The organism is Paracoccus sanguinis (genome assembly GCF_900106665.1).
GTDB classification, from domain to species: Bacteria; Pseudomonadota; Alphaproteobacteria; order Rhodobacterales; family Rhodobacteraceae; genus Paracoccus; species Paracoccus panacisoli.
On the sequence record NZ_FNNA01000003.1, the window covers coordinates 64,160 to 84,345 of the forward strand.

At 73.3% G+C, this 20,186-nt stretch carries 14 protein-coding genes; 8 read left to right on the plus strand and 6 right to left on the minus strand.

Annotated elements, in window-relative coordinates; all coding sequences use genetic code 11:
* Positions 1–51: 51 nt before the first annotated feature.
* The 5 genes from BLW17_RS11580 to BLW17_RS11600 all read right to left on the minus strand — a co-directional run bounded on the left by BLW17_RS11580 (position 52) and on the right by BLW17_RS11600 (position 6,147).
* Positions 52–645 (minus strand): TetR-like C-terminal domain-containing protein, encoded by a 594-nt coding sequence (locus tag BLW17_RS11580; RefSeq protein WP_036733577.1) that lies wholly within the window; start codon positions 643–645, stop codon positions 52–54.
* A gap of 186 nt (positions 646–831) precedes the next feature.
* A complete protein-coding gene (gene typA / locus BLW17_RS11585) occupies positions 832–2,649 on the minus strand; it encodes a translational GTPase TypA (RefSeq protein ID WP_036733580.1) in 1,818 nt (605 codons plus the stop codon).
* A gap of 171 nt (positions 2,650–2,820) precedes the next feature.
* A complete protein-coding gene (locus BLW17_RS11590) occupies positions 2,821–3,870 on the minus strand; it encodes a hypothetical protein (protein WP_052176381.1) in 1,050 nt (349 codons plus the stop codon).
* A 900-nt stretch (positions 3,871–4,770) separates the two neighbouring features.
* On the minus strand, positions 4,771–5,535 hold the full coding sequence (locus BLW17_RS11595) for a hydroxypyruvate isomerase family protein (protein ID WP_036733582.1): 765 nt from the start codon (positions 5,533–5,535) through the stop codon (positions 4,771–4,773).
* Positions 5,536–6,147 carry a DUF1285 domain-containing protein gene (locus BLW17_RS11600; RefSeq protein ID WP_081969131.1) on the minus strand — a complete coding sequence of 204 codons (612 nt, stop codon included), beginning with the start codon at positions 6,145–6,147 and terminating at the stop codon, positions 5,536–5,538.
* Between the two features lie 63 nt (positions 6,148–6,210).
* Here BLW17_RS11600 and BLW17_RS11605 point away from each other — a divergent pair, with 63 nt between their 5' ends.
* From BLW17_RS11605 to BLW17_RS11630, 6 genes are all read left to right on the plus strand, one after another.
* Positions 6,211–7,212 (plus strand): AAA family ATPase, encoded by a 1,002-nt coding sequence (locus BLW17_RS11605; RefSeq protein ID WP_036708504.1) that lies wholly within the window; start codon positions 6,211–6,213, stop codon positions 7,210–7,212.
* Complete coding sequence (locus tag BLW17_RS11610; protein ID WP_036733585.1) at positions 7,212–8,111, plus strand: DUF58 domain-containing protein; 900 nt, start codon at positions 7,212–7,214, stop codon at positions 8,109–8,111. Before BLW17_RS11605 ends, BLW17_RS11610 begins: the two co-directional genes overlap by 1 nt.
* Positions 8,108–10,333 carry a BatA domain-containing protein gene (locus BLW17_RS11615; RefSeq protein ID WP_074826672.1) on the plus strand — a complete coding sequence of 742 codons (2,226 nt, stop codon included), beginning with the start codon at positions 8,108–8,110 and terminating at the stop codon, positions 10,331–10,333. Before BLW17_RS11610 ends, BLW17_RS11615 begins: the two co-directional genes overlap by 4 nt.
* Positions 10,334–10,602: 269 nt before the next feature.
* Positions 10,603–11,628: a DUF4159 domain-containing protein gene (locus BLW17_RS11620; RefSeq protein WP_074826674.1), complete on the plus strand. Its 1,026-nt coding sequence runs from the start codon at positions 10,603–10,605 to the stop codon at positions 11,626–11,628.
* Positions 11,625–13,775, plus strand: a complete 2,151-nt coding sequence (locus BLW17_RS11625; RefSeq protein WP_036731322.1) for a membrane protein — start codon at positions 11,625–11,627, stop codon at positions 13,773–13,775. Before BLW17_RS11620 ends, BLW17_RS11625 begins: the two co-directional genes overlap by 4 nt.
* Positions 13,776–13,910: 135 nt before the next feature.
* Entirely contained in the window at positions 13,911–15,413 is a 1,503-nt protein-coding gene (locus tag BLW17_RS11630; protein ID WP_052176192.1) for a D-alanyl-D-alanine carboxypeptidase, read from the plus strand.
* Between the two features lie 164 nt (positions 15,414–15,577).
* Here the strand turns inward: BLW17_RS11630 and BLW17_RS11635 are convergent, their stop codons facing one another.
* Positions 15,578–16,000 (minus strand): tellurite resistance TerB family protein, encoded by a 423-nt coding sequence (locus tag BLW17_RS11635; RefSeq protein ID WP_036701964.1) that lies wholly within the window; start codon positions 15,998–16,000, stop codon positions 15,578–15,580.
* A gap of 90 nt (positions 16,001–16,090) precedes the next feature.
* Between BLW17_RS11635 and BLW17_RS11640 the strand changes: the two genes are divergently transcribed.
* Both BLW17_RS11640 and BLW17_RS11645 read left to right on the plus strand, forming a co-directional pair.
* Positions 16,091–17,674, plus strand: a complete 1,584-nt coding sequence (locus BLW17_RS11640; protein ID WP_036731319.1) for a lysine--tRNA ligase — start codon at positions 16,091–16,093, stop codon at positions 17,672–17,674.
* A 164-nt stretch (positions 17,675–17,838) separates the two neighbouring features.
* Positions 17,839–20,130 (plus strand): glycosyl hydrolase family 28-related protein, encoded by a 2,292-nt coding sequence (locus BLW17_RS11645; protein ID WP_036731317.1) that lies wholly within the window; start codon positions 17,839–17,841, stop codon positions 20,128–20,130.
* Positions 20,131–20,186: the final 56 nt, after the last annotated feature.

Genomic DNA, 20,186 nt, shown 5'->3' on the forward strand with positions numbered 1-20,186 from the left:
AAGCCGGCAGTTTATCTGCGGATCAGCCCCTCCGGCGGTGCCGGGTGGGGCTCACGCCGTCGCTCGCGGCGGGCTCATCAGCAGGTCCACCATCTCTTCGACCGCCTGCCGGATCGCGGTGTCGTCGTCCATCCCGGTCGGCTTCCAGATGGCGAAGTGGTCGTCGAGCACGATGTCCGCGAGCCCGAAGACGAACGCCCGGCCCAGCAGCGGCCGCAGGCTGCCGGTGTCGCGGCTGACGCCCAGATGGCGTTCGACCAGCACCCGGAACCCGGCGTCGTAGCCGGCGTAGTTGACCCCCTCGCGGTGAAAGATCTGGTGGCCGACGACACGGTAAAGCTCGGGGTTCGCCCGCGCCCAGTCGACGTAGGACACCCCCAGCGCCACCAGCCCCGCCCGTGCGTCCCCGGGCGGGGCGTCGATCAGCGCCCGCGAGATGTGGTCGGTGAGCCGCAGGATGCCGAAGCTGCCCACCGCATCATGCAGCGCGTCGTCGGTCGGAAAGATGGTCCGGGCAATGGCGATATCGATGCCGGCGCGGCCAGCCGCGTCGTCGAGGCCGGGCATGGTCGGCGTCTCGCCGAGCATGGCGCAGACGACCTCCTGAATCAGACGGTCGGTCAGTGTCTCGCCGGGCTTGGCCATCGCCGCATTCTCCGCTTGTCACGGCGCCACAGTCGCGCCGAACCGGACGGGTGGCAAGACCGTGCGGCGGTCCGGCACGGCCCTCGCCGCGACGTCCCGCCCCGGCATGGCGCCGCGGCCACAGGCTCTTGGGGCAACCGGCAGGCGAAACGCGGGGCGAGACCGCCCCGCGCCGACTCGTCAGCCTTACTCCGCCCGCGCCTGCCGCTTGCGCTCGTGCGGGTCGAGGTAGCGCTTGCGCAGCCGGACGATCTTGGGCGTCACCTCGACCAGCTCGTCGTCGTCGATATAGGCGATCGCCTCTTCCAGCGACATCCGCACCGGAGGCGTCAGCCGCACCGCCTCGTCGGTGCCCGAGGCGCGCACGTTGGTCAGCTTCTTGCCCTTGAGCGGGTTCACCTCGAGGTCGTTGTCGCGCGAGTGCTCGCCGATGATCATCCCCTCGTAGACCTGCTCCTGCGCGCCGATGAACAGCTTGCCGCGCTCTTCGAGGTTCCACAGCGCATAGGCCACCGAGACGCCGTTCTCCATCGAGATCAGCACCCCCTGCCGGCGGCCGGCGATCGGGCCCTTGTAGGGCGCCCAGGCGTGGAAGATGCGGTTCAGCACCCCGTTGCCGCGGGTGTCGGTCATGAACTCGCCCTGATAGCCGATCAGCCCGCGCGAGGGGACGTGGGCCACGATGCGGGTCTTGCCATGCCCGGCGGGGCGCATCTCGACCAAGTCGCCCTTGCGCGCGCCGGTCAGCTTGTCGATCACCGCGCCGGTGTATTCGTCATCGACGTCGATGATGACTTCCTCGATCGGCTCCATCCGCTCGCCGTCCTCGTCGCGGAAGATGACGCGAGGCCGCGAGATCGACAGCTCGAAGCCCTCGCGGCGCATGTTCTCGATCAGCACGCCCATCTGCAGTTCGCCGCGGCCCGAGACCACGAAGGCGTCGCCGCCCGGCGTGTCCTCGACCTTGATGGCGACGTTGGTCTCGGCCTCCTTCATGAGCCGCTCGCGGATCACCCGCGACTGGACCTTGGTGCCGTCGCGGCCGGCCAGCGGGCTGTCGTTGATCCCGAAGGTGACGCTGATGGTCGGCGGGTCGATGGGCTGGGCGGGCAGGGCGGTCTCGACCTCGGGGGCGCAGATCGTGTCGGCGACGGTGGCCTTGGCCATGCCCGCCAGGGTCACAATGTCACCGGCCTCGGCCACGTCGATCGGGGTCTGGGTCAGGCCCCGGAACGCGAGCACCTTCGAGATGCGGAACTGCTCGACCCGCTCACCGTCGCGGCTCAGCGTCTTGACCGTGTCGCCGGCCTTGGCGCGCCCGGCCTCGACCCGGCCGGTCAGCAGCCGGCCGAGGAACGGGTCCGCCCCCAGCGTCACGGCGAGCATCTGGAACGGCTCGGCCTCGCGGGCGATCTGCTTGGGGGGCTCGACATGGCGCAGGATCAGGTCGAAGAGCGCGCTCATGTCCTGCTTCGGACCGTCCATCGTCTCGTCGGCCCAGCCGTTCACGCCCGAGGCGTAGACGTGCGGAAAGTCGAGCTGCTCGTCGCTGGCGCCCAGGTTGGCGAAGAGGTCGAAGACCTCGTTCAGCGTCTGGTCCGGCTCGGCCGCGGGCTTGTCGACCTTGTTCAGCACCACGATCGGCCTGAGGCCGAGCGCCAGCGCCTTCGAGGTCACGAACTTCGTCTGCGGCATCGGCCCCTCGGCCGCGTCCACCAGCAGGCAGACCCCGTCCACCATCGACAGGATGCGCTCGACCTCGCCGCCGAAATCGGCGTGGCCGGGGGTGTCGACGATGTTGATGCGCGTCCCCTTCCACTCGACCGAGGTCGCCTTGGCGAGGATGGTGATGCCGCGCTCGCGCTCGATGTCGTTGGAATCCATCGCCCGCTCGGCGACGGCCTGGTTCTCGCGGAACGACCCGGACTGCTTGAGCAGCTGATCGACCAGCGTGGTCTTGCCGTGATCGACGTGGGCGATGATGGCGATGTTGCGGATGTCCATGCGGCGGGCGGTCCTGATCGGAAAGGTTGCGGCCCCCTAGCGCAGACCGGGCCGGCGCGCCACCCCCGGAGTGGGCGGGGCGTGTCGGCAAATGAGCGCGACCTAAGCCTCATGCGCCATGAAAAAAGGGCCGCATCGGTTGATGCGGCCCTTTCGATCGGTACAGGTGCCTCAGCGGCGACGCAGCGGCTTGTGCGTGAACCCGGCCCAGACGCGGCCCTCGTCACGATGCAGGCCACCCTTCTGGCCACCGACGAACGCGGCGACCGCGGCGACCAGCGCCGACGCGGCCAGCGCGAAGGCCGACAGCACGCCCGCGAGGCGGGCATCCTCGGCGGTCTCGACGGCCTGAACGCGCAGCTCCTCGACCCGGGCCGCGGCGTCGTCACGCAGCTTCTGCGCCTCGGCGCGCAGCTCTTGCGCACGGGCCACGCCCTGGTCGATGCGCGCGCTCACCTCCTGCTGCGACAGCTGGGTGCGGGCGGCGACGGCGCGCTCGAGATAGGCGCGGTCCTCGGGGTTGATCTCGCCGGTGCGGATCACGTCGGCGAAGATCGTGGCGACCTCGCTGCGGATCGCCTCGTTCGAGAACTCGGCCGGGGCCTGCGCCTCGCTGCGCAGCAGCCGGTCGGTGATCCCGCTGAGCGGGTTCGGCAGGTCGATCCCGCCGTTCTGCGCCGCATCGGCCGCGCCCTGCGCCGCCTGGCCTGCGCCCTGAGCCACGCCGCCGACCAGCTGGCCCGCGCCCTGCGCAATACCGCCGGCGACCGAGCCCGCCGCCTCGACGGCCGTGCCCGCCGCCGAACCGGCCGCCTTGACGGTGCCCGAGACGACGTTGCCCAGCACCATCGCCGAGAGCAGCATCCCCAGACCCCAGACGACGAGGCCGTGCATCCCGTCGCGGGTTGCGCTTTCCTCGGCATTGGCGCCATCGACCCGACGCCGCATCCGGCCGGCGACATAACCGCCCGCCATGTACGAGGCGACGATTGTGATGACCATGAAGAGGCCGGTCAGGATCACCGAGCCGAAGCCCAGCCCCTGACCCTCACGGGCCGAGATCGAACCGAGCCCGACGCCCGCGCCGAACGCGGTGAACACCGCGGAAAGCCCCGCCGCGATGACGGCACCCGCGAGGATGCTACCCCAGTCCACGTAGCCGCGGTCCGTCTGCTGCGCGGGCGCCGCGCTGTCGCGGATGCGCGCTTCCGAGCGCTCCATCAGCGCAGACCCAGCATCGACAGGATGAACAGGACGACGACGACCAGGCCGACGATGTAGATGATCGAATTCATGATTGGTTTCCTCTCGTGTCAGGGGCGCAGAGTTTGCCTTGAACGCCTGCCACCAAACCTGTCTCATTCCCGTCCAGTTCCTTGGAGAGGCTGATTTTCTTCGGTGGTTGGGGCCCGGCGGGCGGGACCGGCGCGGGTCAACCGAGGTGAGGCGGGTGGTCTGAGCGGGGTGCGGAATACCGGGGTCAGGGGTGCGATGCGCGATCAACCGCTCGCGGTGGGACGGCGCTTTGCAATCCCGGCACGGTTGTGACGCGGGCAATAGCCGGCCCCTCGCTGCGTTGGCGTATGCCTCGGACCGTGCGGCGAAGGCCGTGCAGGTTCACAGTGCTGCGCTGGCGACTGGCACCTCCAACGCCATATATCCGGGCCGATTAACGGGGGGGTGACAATATCGCCTGCCCGCAAAAGCTTGCGGGTGGGGGCGGGAGGAAGGGCCCGAGTGTGGCTCATCTCGCCGAAGCAACGCCGGACGGCATCCCCCTTGACCGTCCACCGTCTGATTGCGCGGAGATATCCAACCGCGAGCTCAGCGTGCCCGTCCGCTTACGATCGTAACTAAGCCGGCTCACGGCACCTGACGCTCCCCCGACACCGGCGCCGCTCTGGTGGGGCTGGCCCCTTCAAAAGACGCCGCGTCACGCGGGCACGCGCCTGCGTCGGACTTTGCAAAGGAGTTTCCCGGCTCCACTCAAACCCGACAACCAAGCGCCGCCCTCAGCGCCCGCCACCCCCGCCTGAGGCCGCAGTTCCGCCAATCAGCCAGCGCAGAGGCTCGGCTCACACCCACCAACCAAGCACCGCCCTCAGTGCCTTCCCGCCCCAATCACGCCGCCGCACCACCGCGCAGCCATCGAAGCCCGGCCTCGGTCGTGGTCAGCGGCACGTATTCCGCGCTCACCCAGCCGCGATAGCCGGCGGCGTCCACGCGTCGGAAGAACTCGCCATAGTCGATCTCGCCCACCCGCGGCTCGTGCCGGCCCGGGCAGCCGGCGATCTGGATGTGGCGGACGAGCGGCAGATGCGCCTCCCACGCCGCGGTCAGGTCGCCGCTGATCAGATGGGCGTGGTAGGCATCGAAGAGCAGCCCCAGGTTCGGCGCGCCGACCTCGGCGATCACCTCGGCGGCCAGATCGAGGCTCGACAGGAAATACCCGGGCAGGTCGGCGGCGTGGACCGGCTCGATCACGAGGCTCGCGTGCGGGGCGCGGGCGCAGGCCCAGCGCAGGTTCTCGATCAGGCAGCGGCGCGCGGCCGGGCCCTCGGCCTTGCCGGCCATGACGTGCAGGTGGCGCGACCGCAGCGCCTGGGCGAAGCGCAGCGAGCGGTCGAAGTCGCGGCGAAACCGCTCTTCGCTGCCCGGCACGGCGGCGAAACCGCGCGGCCCCCCGGCCCAGTTGGGGGGAGGGGTGTTCAGCAGCACGAACTCCAGCCCCGCGCCGTGGCAGGCCGTCGACAGCTCGCGCGCGGCGAGGTCATAGGGGAACAGCACCTCGGCCCCGTCGAAGCCCGCCGCCTTCGCCGCGGCAAAGCGGTCGAGCATCGGCTGCTCGGTGAACAGGAACGTCAGGTTGGCGGCGAAGCGGGCCATTCACCCCTCCAGCGCGAAGACCGCGCCCTGCGAGCGCAGGACCAGCCGGCCGTCGGCGTCCGGCTCGGCCGCGGCGACCAGCCGGTAGAAGCTCTTGCGGTCGATCAGCGCCTCGAGCCCGCGGCGGACATGGACATAGGGCCGTGGGACGCCGTCGCGATCCTCGACCCGGATCGGGTGCTCGGGTCCGGCCACCACCTCGTCGCCGACGTTGGTGGTGAAGGCGATGCGGTCCGGCCCGATCTCGGCATCGATGGCCAGGAACGGCGCGTCCACCACGCGGATGCCCAGCTTCTCCACCGGGGTGACGAGGAAGAAGCGGTCCCCCTCGCGCTTCAGAACCGACGCGAACAGCCGCACCATCGCCGGGCGCCCGATCGGGCTGCCCTCGTGGATCCACGCCCCGTTGGGCCGGATCTCGAGGTCCATCTCGCCGCAATAGGGCGGGTCCCACAGATGCACCGGCGCCGGCCCGCGCCGGCCCTTCGACGCCGCCGCCACCGCCGCGGCGATCCCGCCGGCCGCTCCGGCCCCGGCCCCGCCCGCAGCACCGGCCGCGACCGCCGCCGCATCCGCCGCCTCTCGCGGCGATTTGTCGCCCGCTTGCGTCATTGCCGGTGGAGCCTCCTGCCGTCCCCTCATATGCTGTCCATAGGACAGTCCGGGGACGAAGTCATGGCCGCAGAAGATAAACTCGTCGCGGATATCGCGGCGCTCTCGGACCGGCTGGCCGAGGCCCGCGCCAGCATCGAGCGCCGCTTCGTCGGCCAGCACGCGGTGGTCGAGCAGGTGCTGGCCGCGATCCTTGCCGGCGGGCATGCGCTGCTGGTGGGCCAGCCGGGCCTCGGCAAGACGATGCTGGTCGATACGCTCTCGACCGTGCTCGGGCTCGACAGCGGCCGCATCCAGTTCACCCCCGACCTCATGCCCGCCGACATCCTCGGGGCCGAGGTGCTCGACATCCTGCCCGACGGCACCCGCGCCTTCCGCTTCATCGAGGGGCCGGTCTTCACCCAGCTTCTCATGGCCGACGAGATCAACCGCGCCAGCCCCCGCACCCAGTCGGCGCTGTTGCAGGCGATGGCCGAGGGCGAGGTCACCATCTCGGGCGCCCACCGCCCGCTCGGCCGGCCCTTCCACGTCCTCGCCACCCAGAACCCGATCGAGCAGGAGGGGACCTATCCGCTGCCCGAGGCGCAGCTCGACCGCTTCCTCGTGCAGGTCGAGATCGGCTACCCCGACCGTGCCACCGAACGGGCGATCCTGCTCGCCACCACCGGCAGCGTGCAGGACCGCCCGCACCGGGTGCTCGACGCCGCGGCGCTGATCGAGGCGCAGGCGCTGGTCCGGGCGATGCCGGTGGGCGAGGCGGTGACGGCCGCGATCCTCGACCTCGTCCGCGCCGCCCGGCCGGGTGAGCCCGACGCCCCCGGCTGGCTCGCGGACACGCTCGTCTGGGGCCCCGGGCCGCGGGCGGCGCAGGCGCTGATGCTGCTGACCCGCGCCCGCGCGGTGCTGCACGGCCGGCTGGCGCCCTCGCTCGACGACGTGGCGGCGATGGCCGCGCCGGTGCTGCGGCACCGCATGGCGCTGTCCTTCGCCGCCCGCGCCCGCGGCGACGGGATCGAGGCGGTGATCGCCCGTCTGGTGGAGCCTGCGCTCGGCGCGGCCGCCTGATGGCGCAGGCGCCCGACCCCCGGCCCGCGGTGGGCCTGCGGCTGGACGCCGAGGCCGCCGCCGCCGCCGTCCCGGCGTTGCTCATCGCCGCCGAGCGGCTGGCCGCCAGCGTCGATCCCGGCGCCCACGGGCTGCGCCGGGCTGGCACGGGCGAGGAGTTCTGGCAGTACCGTCCCGCCGCCCCCGGCGATCCGGCGGGGCTGATCGACTGGCGTCGCTCGGCCCGTTCGGACGCGGCCTTCGTGCGCGAGCGCGAGCGGCAGAGCCCGCAGGCCGCGGCGCTGTGGGTCGCGGGCGACCCGGGCATGGCATGGACCGGCGACCCCGCCCGGCCGCTCAAGCGCGACCGCGCGCGGCTGCTGGCGCTGGCGCTGGCGCTGGTGCTGCTGCGGGGGGGAGAGCGCGTCGCCGTCGGCGCCGACGACGCCCGCGCCGGGCGACTGCGCGCCGAGGCGCTGGCGCGCGACCTGCTGACCGCCGCACCCGACCCGCTGCCGCCCCCCGGCACGCTGCGCCCGCAGCGCCGGGTGGTGCTGCTCGGCGATTTCCTTGGCGATCCCGCGCCGCTGGCGCGGTTCCTCGCCGAGGCCGCCGCCACCGGCTGCCGCGGGGTGCTGATGCAGGTGCTCGACCCCACCGAAGAGAGCTTTCCCTTCGCCGGCGCGCTGCGCTTCCACGCCCCCGGGGCCGGCGCTCCCCGCCACGAAACGCGTCCCGAAACCCGGCACGAGACGCGCAACGCCACCGCCCTGCGCCCGGCCTATCTCGCCCGGCTGGCCGAGCGGCGGGCGCTGCTCGCGCGGCTCGCGGGCGAGGCGGGGTGGCAGTTCGGCACCCACGACACCGCCGCCCCGCCCGCCGCGGCGGTGCTCTGGGTGGCCGAGGCGCTGTCGGCATGATGATGCTCGGACCGCTCGGGTTCGCGGCCCCGTGGCTGCTCGCCGCCGGGCTGGCGCTGCCGGTGCTGTGGTGGATGCTGCGCGCCGTGCCGCCCCGCCCGCGCGAGGTGAGCTTTCCCGGCACCGCGCTGCTGGCGGGGCTCGCCGATCCGGCCCCGGTCGCGCGCCGCACCCCGTGGTGGCTGCTGGCCCTGCGGCTCGCGGCGGTGGCGACGGTGATCCTCGCGCTCGCCGGCCCGGTCTGGCGCCCCGCCGCGCCGGTCGCGGGCGAGGGGCCGCTGCTGATCCTCGTCGATGCCGGCTGGGGCGCAGCCCCCGGGTGGGAGGGCGCCCAGTCCCGCGCCCGCACCGCGCTCGATCAGGCGCAGGCCAAGGGCCGGCCGGTGGCGCTGTGGCTCGCGGACGGGCAGGGCGGGCGCGGGGATGGCCCGGTGTTCGCTCCGGCGGGTGACGCCGCCGCCGCCCTGCGCGCCGCCGCCCCGCAGCCGTGGGCGACGCGCTACCCGGCCGATCCGGCCGCCTTCCTCGCCGCAGCACCCGCGGGGTTCGACACGCTCTGGATCGCCGACGGCGCCGCCCACCCCGGCCAGACCCCGCTGCTGGCGGCGCTGGCTGCCCGCGGCGCGGTCACCGTCGTGCCGCCCGCCCGGCCGCTGCGGGCGCTGGCGACCGACCCCGGCCCCCGCCCGGCCCTGCGCGTCACCGCGACCGCGCCGGGACCGCTGCCGGCGGTGCTCGCCATCGGTCCCGACCCGCAGGGCACGCCGCGCCCGCTCGCCCGCCTCACCCCGCCCGACGCCACGGCCGAGGGTGACGGTTTCGCCGCCACGCTGCCCCTCGACCTGCCGCCGGAACTGCGCAACCGCGTCATCCGCTTCGCGCTCGAGGGCGAGGCCTCCGCCGGGGCGGTGGTGCTGGCCGACGACGCGCTCCGGCGGCGCAAGGTGGCGCTGGTGGGCGACGCCCGCGCGACCGAGGGCCAGGCCCTGCTCGCGCCGCTGCACTACCTGCGCGAGGCGCTGGCCCCAGCGACCGACCTGATCGAGGGCGGGCTCTCCGAGGTGCTGCCCGCTCATCCCGACGTGCTGGTGCTGGTCGACGCGCCGATCGGCGCGCAGGCCGAGGCGCTCTCGGACTGGGTCGCGGGCGGCGGGATGCTGGTCCGCTTCGCGGGGCCGCGGCTGGCCGCGATGCCCGACCTCGCCGCCGAGCCGCTGATGCCGGTGCGGCTGCGTCCCGGCGGTCGGGCGGCCGGCGGGGCGCTGAGCTGGGGCGAGCCGCGCGAGATCGCCCCCTTCGCGGCCGACGGCCTCTTTGCCGGGCTGACGATCCCGGCCGAGGTCCGGGTGCGCGCCCAGCTTCTGCCCGAGCCCGACCCCGAGCTGCCGGGGAAGGTGCTCGCCGCGCTGTCGGACGGCACGCCGCTGGTGACGCGGGCGCGGCTGGGTGAGGGGCAGGTGCTGCTGGTCCACAGCTCGGCCAATGCCGAGTGGAGCAATCTGGCGCTGTCGGGCCTCTTCGTCGGGATGCTCGAACGGCTGGTGCAGTCGGCGCGGGCGGGCGGCGCGGGGGATGCGGGGGAGGGGGGCGACGCCGGGGCGCGGGACGCGGCCGGGTTCGCCGGCACGTCGGGCTCTACGGGCCGCGAGACGGGGCCCGAACCGGGTGCCAAGACAGACGCGGCCCCGTCCACCGCGACAGGCGACGATGCGGACACCGCCGCGCCCCCCGGTCCGCTCTCCGGGCGAGGCGCCGAACCGGGCGCTGAGCCAGGCTCTGACACCACCGCGTCTGGCGACCCCGCAGGCGCGCCCCGGCCGTCCGGCACGGCCGCGCCGACTGCCGCCCCCGCGGCCCCCGGCCGCCGTCCCGAGGCCCCGCACTGGCGCCCCGAGCTGGTGCTCGACGGCTTCGGCCGCCCGCAGCCGCCCGGTCCCGGCGCGGCGCCCGTCGCCGCGGCCGACTTTGCCGCCGGCCCCGCCCCCGGCGCCCCGGCCGGGCTCTATGCCGCGCGCGAGCGCCGCGCCGCGCTCAACGCCGGCGGACCGCTCGCGCCTGTCCGCTGGCCCGGCGCAACGGTCGAATCCGCCGCCACCCGGCCCGGCGAACCGCTGGGCGGCTGGCTGCTCGCCTTGGGTGCGCTGCTGCTCGGCGCCGACGCCCTCGGCAGCGCGGCGCTCGCCGGCACACGCCGCCGTCGTCGGGCAGGGGTGGTGGCATGATGCGGGTGACCTCTTCTGTAGCGCCGCCTTGGGCTGCTGGCGCGGAGACTCAGCGCTCCCGAGGTTCGGGGGCCGCGTCCTTGCCCGCCACCCTGCGGCCAGTGCCGTCCGGTCTCCCGCTGGTTATCGCTGGATGGTGGTCGCCCTCTACCGTTCTGCAGTCGGGTTGGCCGCACTCAGCACCCCCACCAAAGATGGCAGCGCACCCTCGCGCCATCGCCGAGCCTGACCGTGCCTCCCGTTCGCGCCGTGGACCCTTCACGCGGCCGATGTCTTATGCCGTTCTCAAGGCGCTCCTCCTGATACACCGCACCCCCTCCGCGGCATCTGCGCCGTTCCAGCACCCTGCCGCACACCGCACCCCCCGCGCGTCACTCACACCGCGCCTACGCCCCACGGCGCTGCTCCTCCCACTCCTCGCCCTCCTCGCCGCTCCTGCGCTGGCCCAGGACGCCCCACCCCCGGCACCGGGGCCATCCGCCGCGCTCACCCCCGCCGATCCCGACCCCCGCCTCGCCGAGGCCGCGGGCACCGGGGCGCTTGCCTATGTCGTCACCGGCGACCCGCGCGTCGACACCGCGTCCGAGGCGGGGCTCACCGGGCTCTCCCAAGCCCTGACCGAGCGCACCACCGTCGAGCCCGGGCCCCCGGTCGGCGTCGATCTCGACACCGACGACCTGTCGCTGCTGACCTTCCTCTACTGGCCGGTGACCGAGGACCAGCCGCTGCCCGGGCCGCCCGCCTACGCCGCGCTCAACCGCTTTCTGCGCACCGGCGGGATGATCGTCTTCGACACCCGCGACGGCGACCTCGCCGGGACCGGGGCGCCTGACGCGAGCGCCGCGCTCCAGCGGCTGGCCGCGCCGCTCGACATCCCGCCGCTCGCGCCGCTGCCGCCGGACCACGTGCTGACCCGCGCCTTCTACCTGCTCGACAGCTTCCCCGGCCGCTGGACCGCCGCCCCGCTCTGGGTCGAGGCGCCGCAGTCGCCCGAGGCGACCGGCGCGGGCTTCGCGCCCTCGAACGACGGCGTCTCGCCGGTCATCATCGGCGGCAACGCCTATGCCGAGGCCTGGGCCACGACGCCCGAGGGCCTGCCCGCCTACGCCATCGGCGCGGGCTACGACGGCGAGCGGCAGCGCGAGCTGGCGCTGCGCTTCGGCATCAACCTCGTGATGTATGCGCTGAGCGGGAACTACAAATCCGACCAGGTCCACGTCCCCGAACTGCTCGAGCGGCTGGGGCGCGAGGCGCCGCGCGGGTCGGGGGTGATCGGGCCGGAGGCGATCCGGTGACGCGGCTGACCTTCGACCCGGCGCTGCCCTGGGCGGCGGTCGCGGCCCTCGCCGCGCTGGCGCTGGCCGCCGCAGCGCTGGCCTGGGCGCGGGGGTTGCCCGGCTGGCCGTGGCGCGGGCTCGCCGGGCTGGCGCTCGCCGCAGCGCTCGCCGGGCCGGGGGTCGAGACTGGCGTGCGCCGCGCGCTCTCGGACATCGTGCTGATGATCGAGGACCAGAGCGCGAGCCAGTCGCTGCCCGGCCGCCCCGCCCAGACCGCGGCCGCGGCCGAGCGCCTCGCCGCCGCCGTCGCGGCGCTGCCGGGGACCGAGCTGCGCCGCATCCCGCTGGGCGACGACCCGGACGGGACGCGGCTGGGCGCGGCGTTGACCCGGGCGCTCGCGGCCGAGCCGGCGGCGCGGCTGGCCGGGGTGCTGGTCCTGACCGACGGGCTCGCCCACGACCCCGCGGCAATCCCCGCCGCGCTGCCCGACGGCGCGCCCGCCCCGGTCCATGTCCTTTTGACCGGCGCCCCCACCGACTGGGACCGCCGGCTGATGATCGAGGAAGCCCCGGCCTTCGGCCTCATCGGCCAGCCCGTGACCCTGCGCGTCCGGGTCGAGGACCAGGGCACCCCGCCCGATGCCGTGGCCGGGCGCGCGGCGACGCTCGGCGTCTCGATCGACGGCGCACCCGCCGCGCAGGTGGCGATCCCGCCGGGCGTCCCGCTCGAGATCCCGGTCACCCCCGCCCACGCCGGCCAGAACGTCGTGGCGCTGTCGCTCGACGACCCCGGCGGGGCGCCCGCGCAGCTCACCGACCTGAACGACCGCGCCGCCGTCACCATCGCCGGCGTGCGCGACCGGCTGCGGGTGCTGCTCGTCTCGGGCGAGCCGCACCCGGGCGAACGCGCCTGGCGCAACCTGTTGAAATCCGACCCGAACGTGGACCTCGTCCACTTCACCATCCTGCGCCCGCCGGACAAGATGGACGGCGTGCCGGTCGACGAGCTGGCGCTGATCGCCTTTCCGACCGAGGCGCTGTTCCAGGATCGGATCGGGGATTTCGACCTCATCATCCTCGACCGCTACCGGGTCCGCGGCATCCTGCCGCCGGCCTATTTCGACAACATCCGCCGCTATGTGGAAGAGGGCGGGGCGCTGCTCGTCGCCTCCGGCCCCGAGATGGCGGGGGTCGAGAGCCTGCACCTGTCGCCGCTCGCCCCGATCCTGCCCGGCCGGCCCACGGGTCGGCTGATCGAGGTGCCCTTCACCCCCTGGCCCACCCCCGCCGGCCAGCGCCACCCGGTCACCGCGGGCCTGCCGGGGACGCCCGAGGGCGCGGAGGGCGGCGCCACCCACCCGTGGGGCCGCTGGCTGCGGATGGCCGAGGTGATCCCCGACCCGCGGGCCGAGGTGCTGCTGACCGCGCGGCCCTCGGCTGTGACCGGCAGCGTGCTGGAATCCGACTCGCCGCTGCTCATCGTCAACCGCGTCGGCCGCGGGCGGGTGGCGCTGCTCGCCTCGGATCAGGTCTGGCTCTGGGGGCGCGGCTTCGAGGGGGGCGGGCCGCAGGCCGAACTCTTGCGCCGCATCGCCCACTGGTCGCTCAAGGAACCCGAGCTCGAGGAAGAGGCGCTGGACGTCGCCACCGCGCCGGGGATGCGCCTCGTCGTGACGCGCCGCACGATGGGCGACAGCGTCGGGGCGGTGACGATCACCCGGCCCGACGGCGGTAACGAGGCGCTGACCCTCGCCCCCGCCGGGGCCGGGCGGTTCGAGGCGGTTTATCAGGCCCCCGCGCCGGGGCTCTATCGCCTGGCCGAGGGCGCGCTCAGCCGCGTCGCCGCGCTCGGCCCCCCGGCCCCGCGCGAGTTCGAGGAGACGGTGGCCCGCCCCGACGCGCTCGCCCCGCTGGTCGCGGCCAGCGGCGGATCGGTGCAGCGCCTGTCGGACGGGGTGCCCGATCTGCGCGTGGTGCGCCCCGGTCGCCCAGCGCAGGGCGAGGGCGTGGCCCGTCCGTGGATCGGCATCACCCCCCGCGAAGCGGCGGCGGTGGACGGGCTGGCGGTGCGGCCGCTGCTGCCGCCATGGGGCTGGCTCGCGCTGATCGCGGGGCTGGCGCTGGCGGCGTGGCTGGCCGAGGGCGGGGGGCCGCGGCGGCGGTGACGGGCGGCCAACGCGGTGGCGGGCGGCGATATCTGCCAGTGGTCACCCGATCCCCCGCCGGGGCCCACCGGTTTCCCCCTGGGGCGCTTTCGGCTATCCCCGTCCGCACCCGACCCGCAGGCCACGAGGACCGCCATGCCCCACACGTCGATCTCGCGGCGCGCCGTTCTGGCCGCAGGGCTGGTGCCGTTCGTCGCCGGGGGGCTGGGCGGGCCTGCGCTGGCCGAGGCGCTGGTGCCCGTCGCGCGGCGGCCCCGACCCCGGCCCGCGCTTGGGCCCGAGGCGCTGCTGGCGCGGGCGCGGCTGGGTGCGGCGCGGCTCGGCGCGCTGGCGGTCGATCTGGGAACCGGGGCGCAGGTGCTGGCCCATGACCCGCAGCTGGCGCTGCCGCCGGCCTCGACGCTCAAGACCGTGACGGCGCTCTATGCGCTCGACCGGCTGGGCGAGGGGCACCGCTTCGCCACCCGCATCCTGCGGGCGGGCGACACGCTGATCCTCGCGGGCGGCGGCGACCCGGAACTGGACAGCGACGCGCTCGCCACGCTGGCGGCCGACACGGCGCGGGCCGTGGGCGACTGGCGCCCGGCCCGCTTCGCGGTGTGGGAGGGGGCGCTGCCGCGGCTGGCCGAGATCGCGCCGGGGCAGGCGGCGCAGCTCGCCTATAACCCCGCCGTCTCGGGGATCATCCTCAACTTCAACCGCGTCCACCTCGGCTGGCGCTGTGAGAGCGCCTGCACCCTCTCGCTCACCGCCCGCGCCGAGCGCGCGGCGCCCCGCGCCTACGGCATCACCGCCGCGACCCGGCCCGGCGGGGGCGCGTGGCGGGTCGCGGCCGAAGACGGCACCCCGGCCGAGCGGTGGGAGGTGCCGCGCGCGGCACTCGGCGCCTCGGGCAGCCGCTGGCTGCCGGTGCGGCGACCGGGGCTTTACGCGGGCGACGTGTTCCAGACGCTGGCCCGCGCTGCGGGGCTGCCGCTACCCGCGCCCGAGATGCTGGACGCGCTGCCGGCGGATGCGGCCGAGATCGCCCGCCGCGACAGCCGCCCGCTCGCGGCGATCCTGCGCGGGATGCTCGAGTTCTCGACCAACCTCACCGCCGAGGTGGTGGGGCTGGCGGCGAGCGGCGCGCCGGACCTGAGGGCGTCGGCCCGCGCGATGGGCGACTGGGCGATGCGCGCGCTGCCGGATGCGCCGGCGGATGCGGGCGGGGTGGTGTTCGAGGATCACTCGGGCCTCGGCGCTGGCAGCCGGATCAGCCCGGCGGCGCTGGTGGCGCTGCTCGCCCGGCCCGACAGCGCCGCGCGGCTGCGGCCGCTTCTGAACCGCGACCCGCTGGCCGAGGCGCTGGGGCGCGAGGGGGGCGGCGACGGGGCGCCCGGGCGCCCGCTGGTCGAGGCCAAGACCGGGACTCTCAACTTCGTCTCGAACCTCGCCGGCTACGCGCGGGGGCCGGACGGGGCCGAGCGCGCCTTTGCGGTGATGGTCGCGGACCTGCCCCGCCGCGCCGCGACCGAGGGGCAGGAGCTGCCCGAGGGCGTGCTTGGCTGGACCGCGCGCGCCAAGCGGCTGCAACGTGACGTCGTGGCCGCGGCGTGCGCCGGGACCGAGCAGGCGGGGGTGCTGCCGACCGAGATCTGACGCGGGTGTGCGCGGGCGTTCGCATGAACTGTGCATGAACATCGCACGAACGATGCAGGAACGGTGCATCGTCTGTGCATGGATGTTTTTCGTTTGCGGTCAAAGGGTCGCGGGCGGTTCCTCACCCTTTGCCGCACGTTGCGGGCCGCCCTTACGCAACGCCCTCAGAGACGCCGGTGCCGCGCCTTCGCCGCCAGCTCGATCGCCGCGGCGTGGAGCCGGTCGAGCTCGAGCACCTCGCGGATCTCGCCCAGCATCCGCAGCTCGTCCTCGGTCAGCCGCCCGTCCGCCGAGGCCACGTCGCAGGCCAGCACATAGGCGGTCTCGAACAGCCGCCCCGGCAGCGCCGAGCCGATCAGCCCGAACAGCGCGTCAAGCCCGTCCTCTTCCTCGAAAAGCGTGATAACCGTCTGGGAAACCGCGCGAATCCGGTCGATGTCGTAGTCCGCGAAGACCGGGGTGTGGTTCACGATCCGCTCGATCGCCACGAGTTCCGCGGTGCGCAGGTTCTGGTCCGAGGCCGACACCGCCACCATCACCGCAACGAGCGCGTCGCAGGGCGAGAACGAGGGCAGGTCGGTGGTCATGGGCTTTCTCTCGGATGCAAGCGGGGCTGGACAGATTGACGCGGGCCGACCCCGCGGCTACGGCAGGGGCCGATGTGACGGAGACGGACGATGACCACCCTGCGCGATGCGGCGATGAATTCCAAGGCCTGGCCTTTCGAAGAGGCCCGCCGGGTGCTGAAACGCTATGAAAAGCGCGACCCCGAAAAGGGTTACGTGCTGTTCGAGACGGGCTACGGCCCCTCGGGCCTGCCCCATATCGGCACCTTCGGCGAGGTCGCGCGGACCACGATGATCCGCCGCGCCTTCGAGATGATCTCGGACATCCCCACGCGGCTGTTCTGTTTTTCCGACGACATGGACGGGATGCGCAAGGTCCCCGACAACGTCCCGCAGACCGAGATGCTGCGCGAGCATCTGCAGAAGCCGCTGACCTCGGTGCCCGATCCGTTCGGCGAATACCCGAGCTTCGGCGACCACAACAACGCCATGCTGCGCCGGTTTCTCGACACCTTCGGCTTCGCCTACGAGTTCATCAGCGCCACGGATTTCTATAAATCCGGGCAGTTCGACCCGACCCTGCGGCTCGCCGCCGAGCGCTATGACGCGATCATGGAGATCATGCTGGCGTCGCTGCGCGAAGAGCGGCAGCAGACCTATTCCTGCTTCCTGCCGATCCACCCCGAGACGGGGCGCGTGCTCTATGTCCCGATCAAGCACGTCGACGCGGCGCGCGGCGAGATCACCTTCGACGACGAGACCGGGCGCGAGTGGACTTTGCCGGTCACGGGTGGGCAGGTGAAGCTGCAGTGGAAGCCGGATTTCGGCGCCCGCTGGGCGGCGCTCGACGTCGATTTCGAGATGTACGGCAAGGACCACTCGACCAACACGCCGATCTATGACGGCATCTGCGAGGTGCTGGGGGGCCGTGCGCCCGAGCATTTCACCTATGAGCTGTTCCTCGACGACAAGGGCCAGAAGATCAGCAAATCCAAGGGCAACGGGCTGTCGATCGACGAGTGGCTGACCTATGCGGCCACCGAGAGCCTGTCCTACTTCATGTACCAGAAGCCCAAGACCGCGAAGCGGATGCACTTCGACGTCATCCCCAAGGCGGTGGACGAATACCACCAGCAGCTGCGTGCCTATCCGGGGCAGACGCCCGAGCAGCAGCTCGCCAATCCGGTGTGGCACATCCACGGCGGCGAGGTGCCCGCCTCGGACATGGTGGTGCCGTTCGGGATGCTTCTGAACCTCGCCTCGGTGGCGGGGGCCAAGGACAAGGACGGGCTCTGGGGCTTCATCCGCCGCTACGCGCCCGAGGCCTCGCCCGAGACCAACCCGCAGATGGACGAGGCGGCGGGCTTTGCGGTGCGGTATTTCAACGACTTCGTGGCGCCGGCGCGGGTGTTCCGGGCGCCGGATGCGCGCGAGGCGGGGGCGCTGGCCGACCTCGTCCAGCGGCTGGCGGCGTGGGATGCGCCCGCCGACCCGGAGAAGCTGCAGGAGATGGTCTATGCCGTCGGCCGTGACCACGGGTTCGAGCCGATGAAGGACTGGTTCGCGGCGCTCTATCAGGTGCTGCTCGGCGCCGACCAGGGGCCGCGCTTCGGCGGCTTCATCGCCCTCTACGGCGTGGCCGAGACGCAAGCGCTGATCGCGCGGGCGCTGGCGGGCGAGCTGACCGCGGGCTGACTCGCGGGCTTTTCTGAATTGACGGGCGGGGGCCGATTTCGCCCCTGCCGTTGCGCGGGGCGGTGTTGCGGCGGGCGGCGGGTTAACCGCGCGTCAACCGCGGCCCGGCAGGGTCCGGCCTGATCGCGGGGCGCTGTCGTCCTCGCCACGTCAGGAGGACGCCCATGAACATCGCCGTCACCGCCGGACTGCAACTGATGCCGCCGGGCTTCTCGGCCGGGCTCTACAACTGGTCGCGCGCCAATGGCGTGGCCAACGACCCCACCTGGTCGGGGGCGACGAACGCGGCCATCGTGCCGGCGGATCAGGATTTCGGGCCCTGCCTCGAGATCCAGAAGCTCGAGACCGTCACCCGCATCCGCTATATGGGCGAGACGCCGATCATCCCCGGCACGTTCCTGCGCGTCTCGGCGCGGGTGAAGGGCATCGCCGGCAACCTGCCGCAGGTGCGGGTCGCGGGCTGGCCGGGGACGGCGCAGCGGGTGGTCGTCTCTGGCGTCCCGCAATCGAGCGACGCGGTGAGCCTGCCCGGCTACGGGCGGGTGGTCGAGGTCTCGGCCATCATCGCCACGGCGACCCGGCAGGGCGTGGACATGAGCTGGGGGCCGACGGCGACCATCGGCCATCTCGGGCTGGACCTGATCGGGCCGAACGGCGGCGCGGTGCGGATCGAGAACCTGCGGATCGAGGATGTCACCGCCGAGTTCGTGCCGGCGATGATCGACTGGGTGGACGTGCGCGATTATGGCGCGGTGGGCGACGGGGTGGCCGACGACCGCGCGGCCTTCCTGCGCGCTGATGCGGCGGCGGCGGGGGGCCAGGTGCTGGTCCCGGCCGGCACCTACCGCATCAACGGCGACCTGACGATGAACGAGCCGGTGCGCTTCGTCGGCACGCTGCGGATGCCGCGGACGGCGCGGCTGTCGCTCAGGCGCAACTTCGATTTCCCGAGCTATGCCGACGCCTTCGGCGACGAGACCGAGGGCATGAAGAAGGCGCTGCAGGCGCTGCTGGACTATTGCGACCACAACATCCTCGACCTCTGCGGGCGCAAGGTAGACCTGACCGAGCCGCTGGTGATCGGCGACCTCGCCCCCGGCGTCACGGCGTTCTCGAGCCGCCGGGTGGTGGCGAACGGGCAGATCGCCATCGTGCCCGGCCCGGCGTGGAACAGCCGCACGGTGACGGCGGCCGCGACCTATGACCCGAACGACGGCTACAGGCTGAAGAACGTGGGCCAACTCTCGGCGATCGAGGTCGGATCGCGGGTGACCGGTCCCGGCGTCGGGCGCGAGGTCTACGTCACCGCCCGCAACCTGTCGGACGGGACGATCACGCTCTCGAACCCGCTGTTCGGCGGGGCGGGGACGCGCAACTACACCTTCATCCGGCGGCGCTATGCGTTCGATTTCTCGACCATCCCGCAGGTGGACCGCTTCTACTTCATGAACGTCGAGTTCGGGCTCGAGGGCAACGCCAACGGGGTGATGCTGCCGCCCTCGGGGGGGCTCTGGTCGTTCCGCGACTGCTTCTTCACCCGGCCGCAGGACCGCTGCATCACCTCGATCGGCGAGGCCTGCCAGGGGATGCTGATCGACCGCTGCGAGTTCATGTCCGACGACCTCGACCTGCCGGCCGGCAATCGCACCAGCATCGCGCTCAACATCAACGCCAACGACACCAAGATCCGCGACAACCGCTTCGTCCGCTTCGGGCATTTCTGCGTGGCCTCGGGGACCGGGCACCTGATCACCGGCAACCACTGGTTCCAGGGCGACGGCTCGACCGGGGTGCGGGTCGCGGGGCTGGTGCTGACCGGCCGGGTCGCGCAGGTGACGGTGACCGGCAACTACATCGACAACGCCAGCATCGAGTGGACCAACGAGCACCACCCGACCCCGAACGCCCTGACCCCGCAGGCGTCCTTCGGCGGGCTGACGATCACCGGCAACACGTTCCTGTGCTCGAACACCGTCTCGAACTTCTCGTGGATCGTGATCAAGCCCTACGGGTCCGGGCACACGCTGTCGGGGCTGACGGTGATGGGCAACGTGTTCAAGTCGCTCTACGCCAACATCGACCGGGTCGAGCGGGTGGACACGAGCTACGCGAACCTGCGGATGGACAAGATGCAGGGGGTGCGGTTCGAGGGGAACACCTTCTACGGCATCCGCACCCCGACGACGAACCCGCTGTACGTCACCCACACCCAGAACACCGCGGCGAGCCGCTGGCTGGTCGGGACGGACGCGGCGCTGCCCTTCAACGGGCAGTCACTCAAGGTCGAGGCGGTGGTGCCCGAGGGCACGATCACCGACGCCTCGGGGGGGCGCAACAACGACCTGCCCTCGGTGCAGCTTGCGCAAGGATCGGGGCGCAACCAGGTGGCGCTGGATTTCTCGGCCCCGGTGAAGGGCACGGTGAGCCTGCGGGTGCGGATGGACACGCCCGAATAGGGCCTTAGGTCCAACCCTGACACGGGGCGTCCGCGGAGCGATCCGCGGGCGCCCTT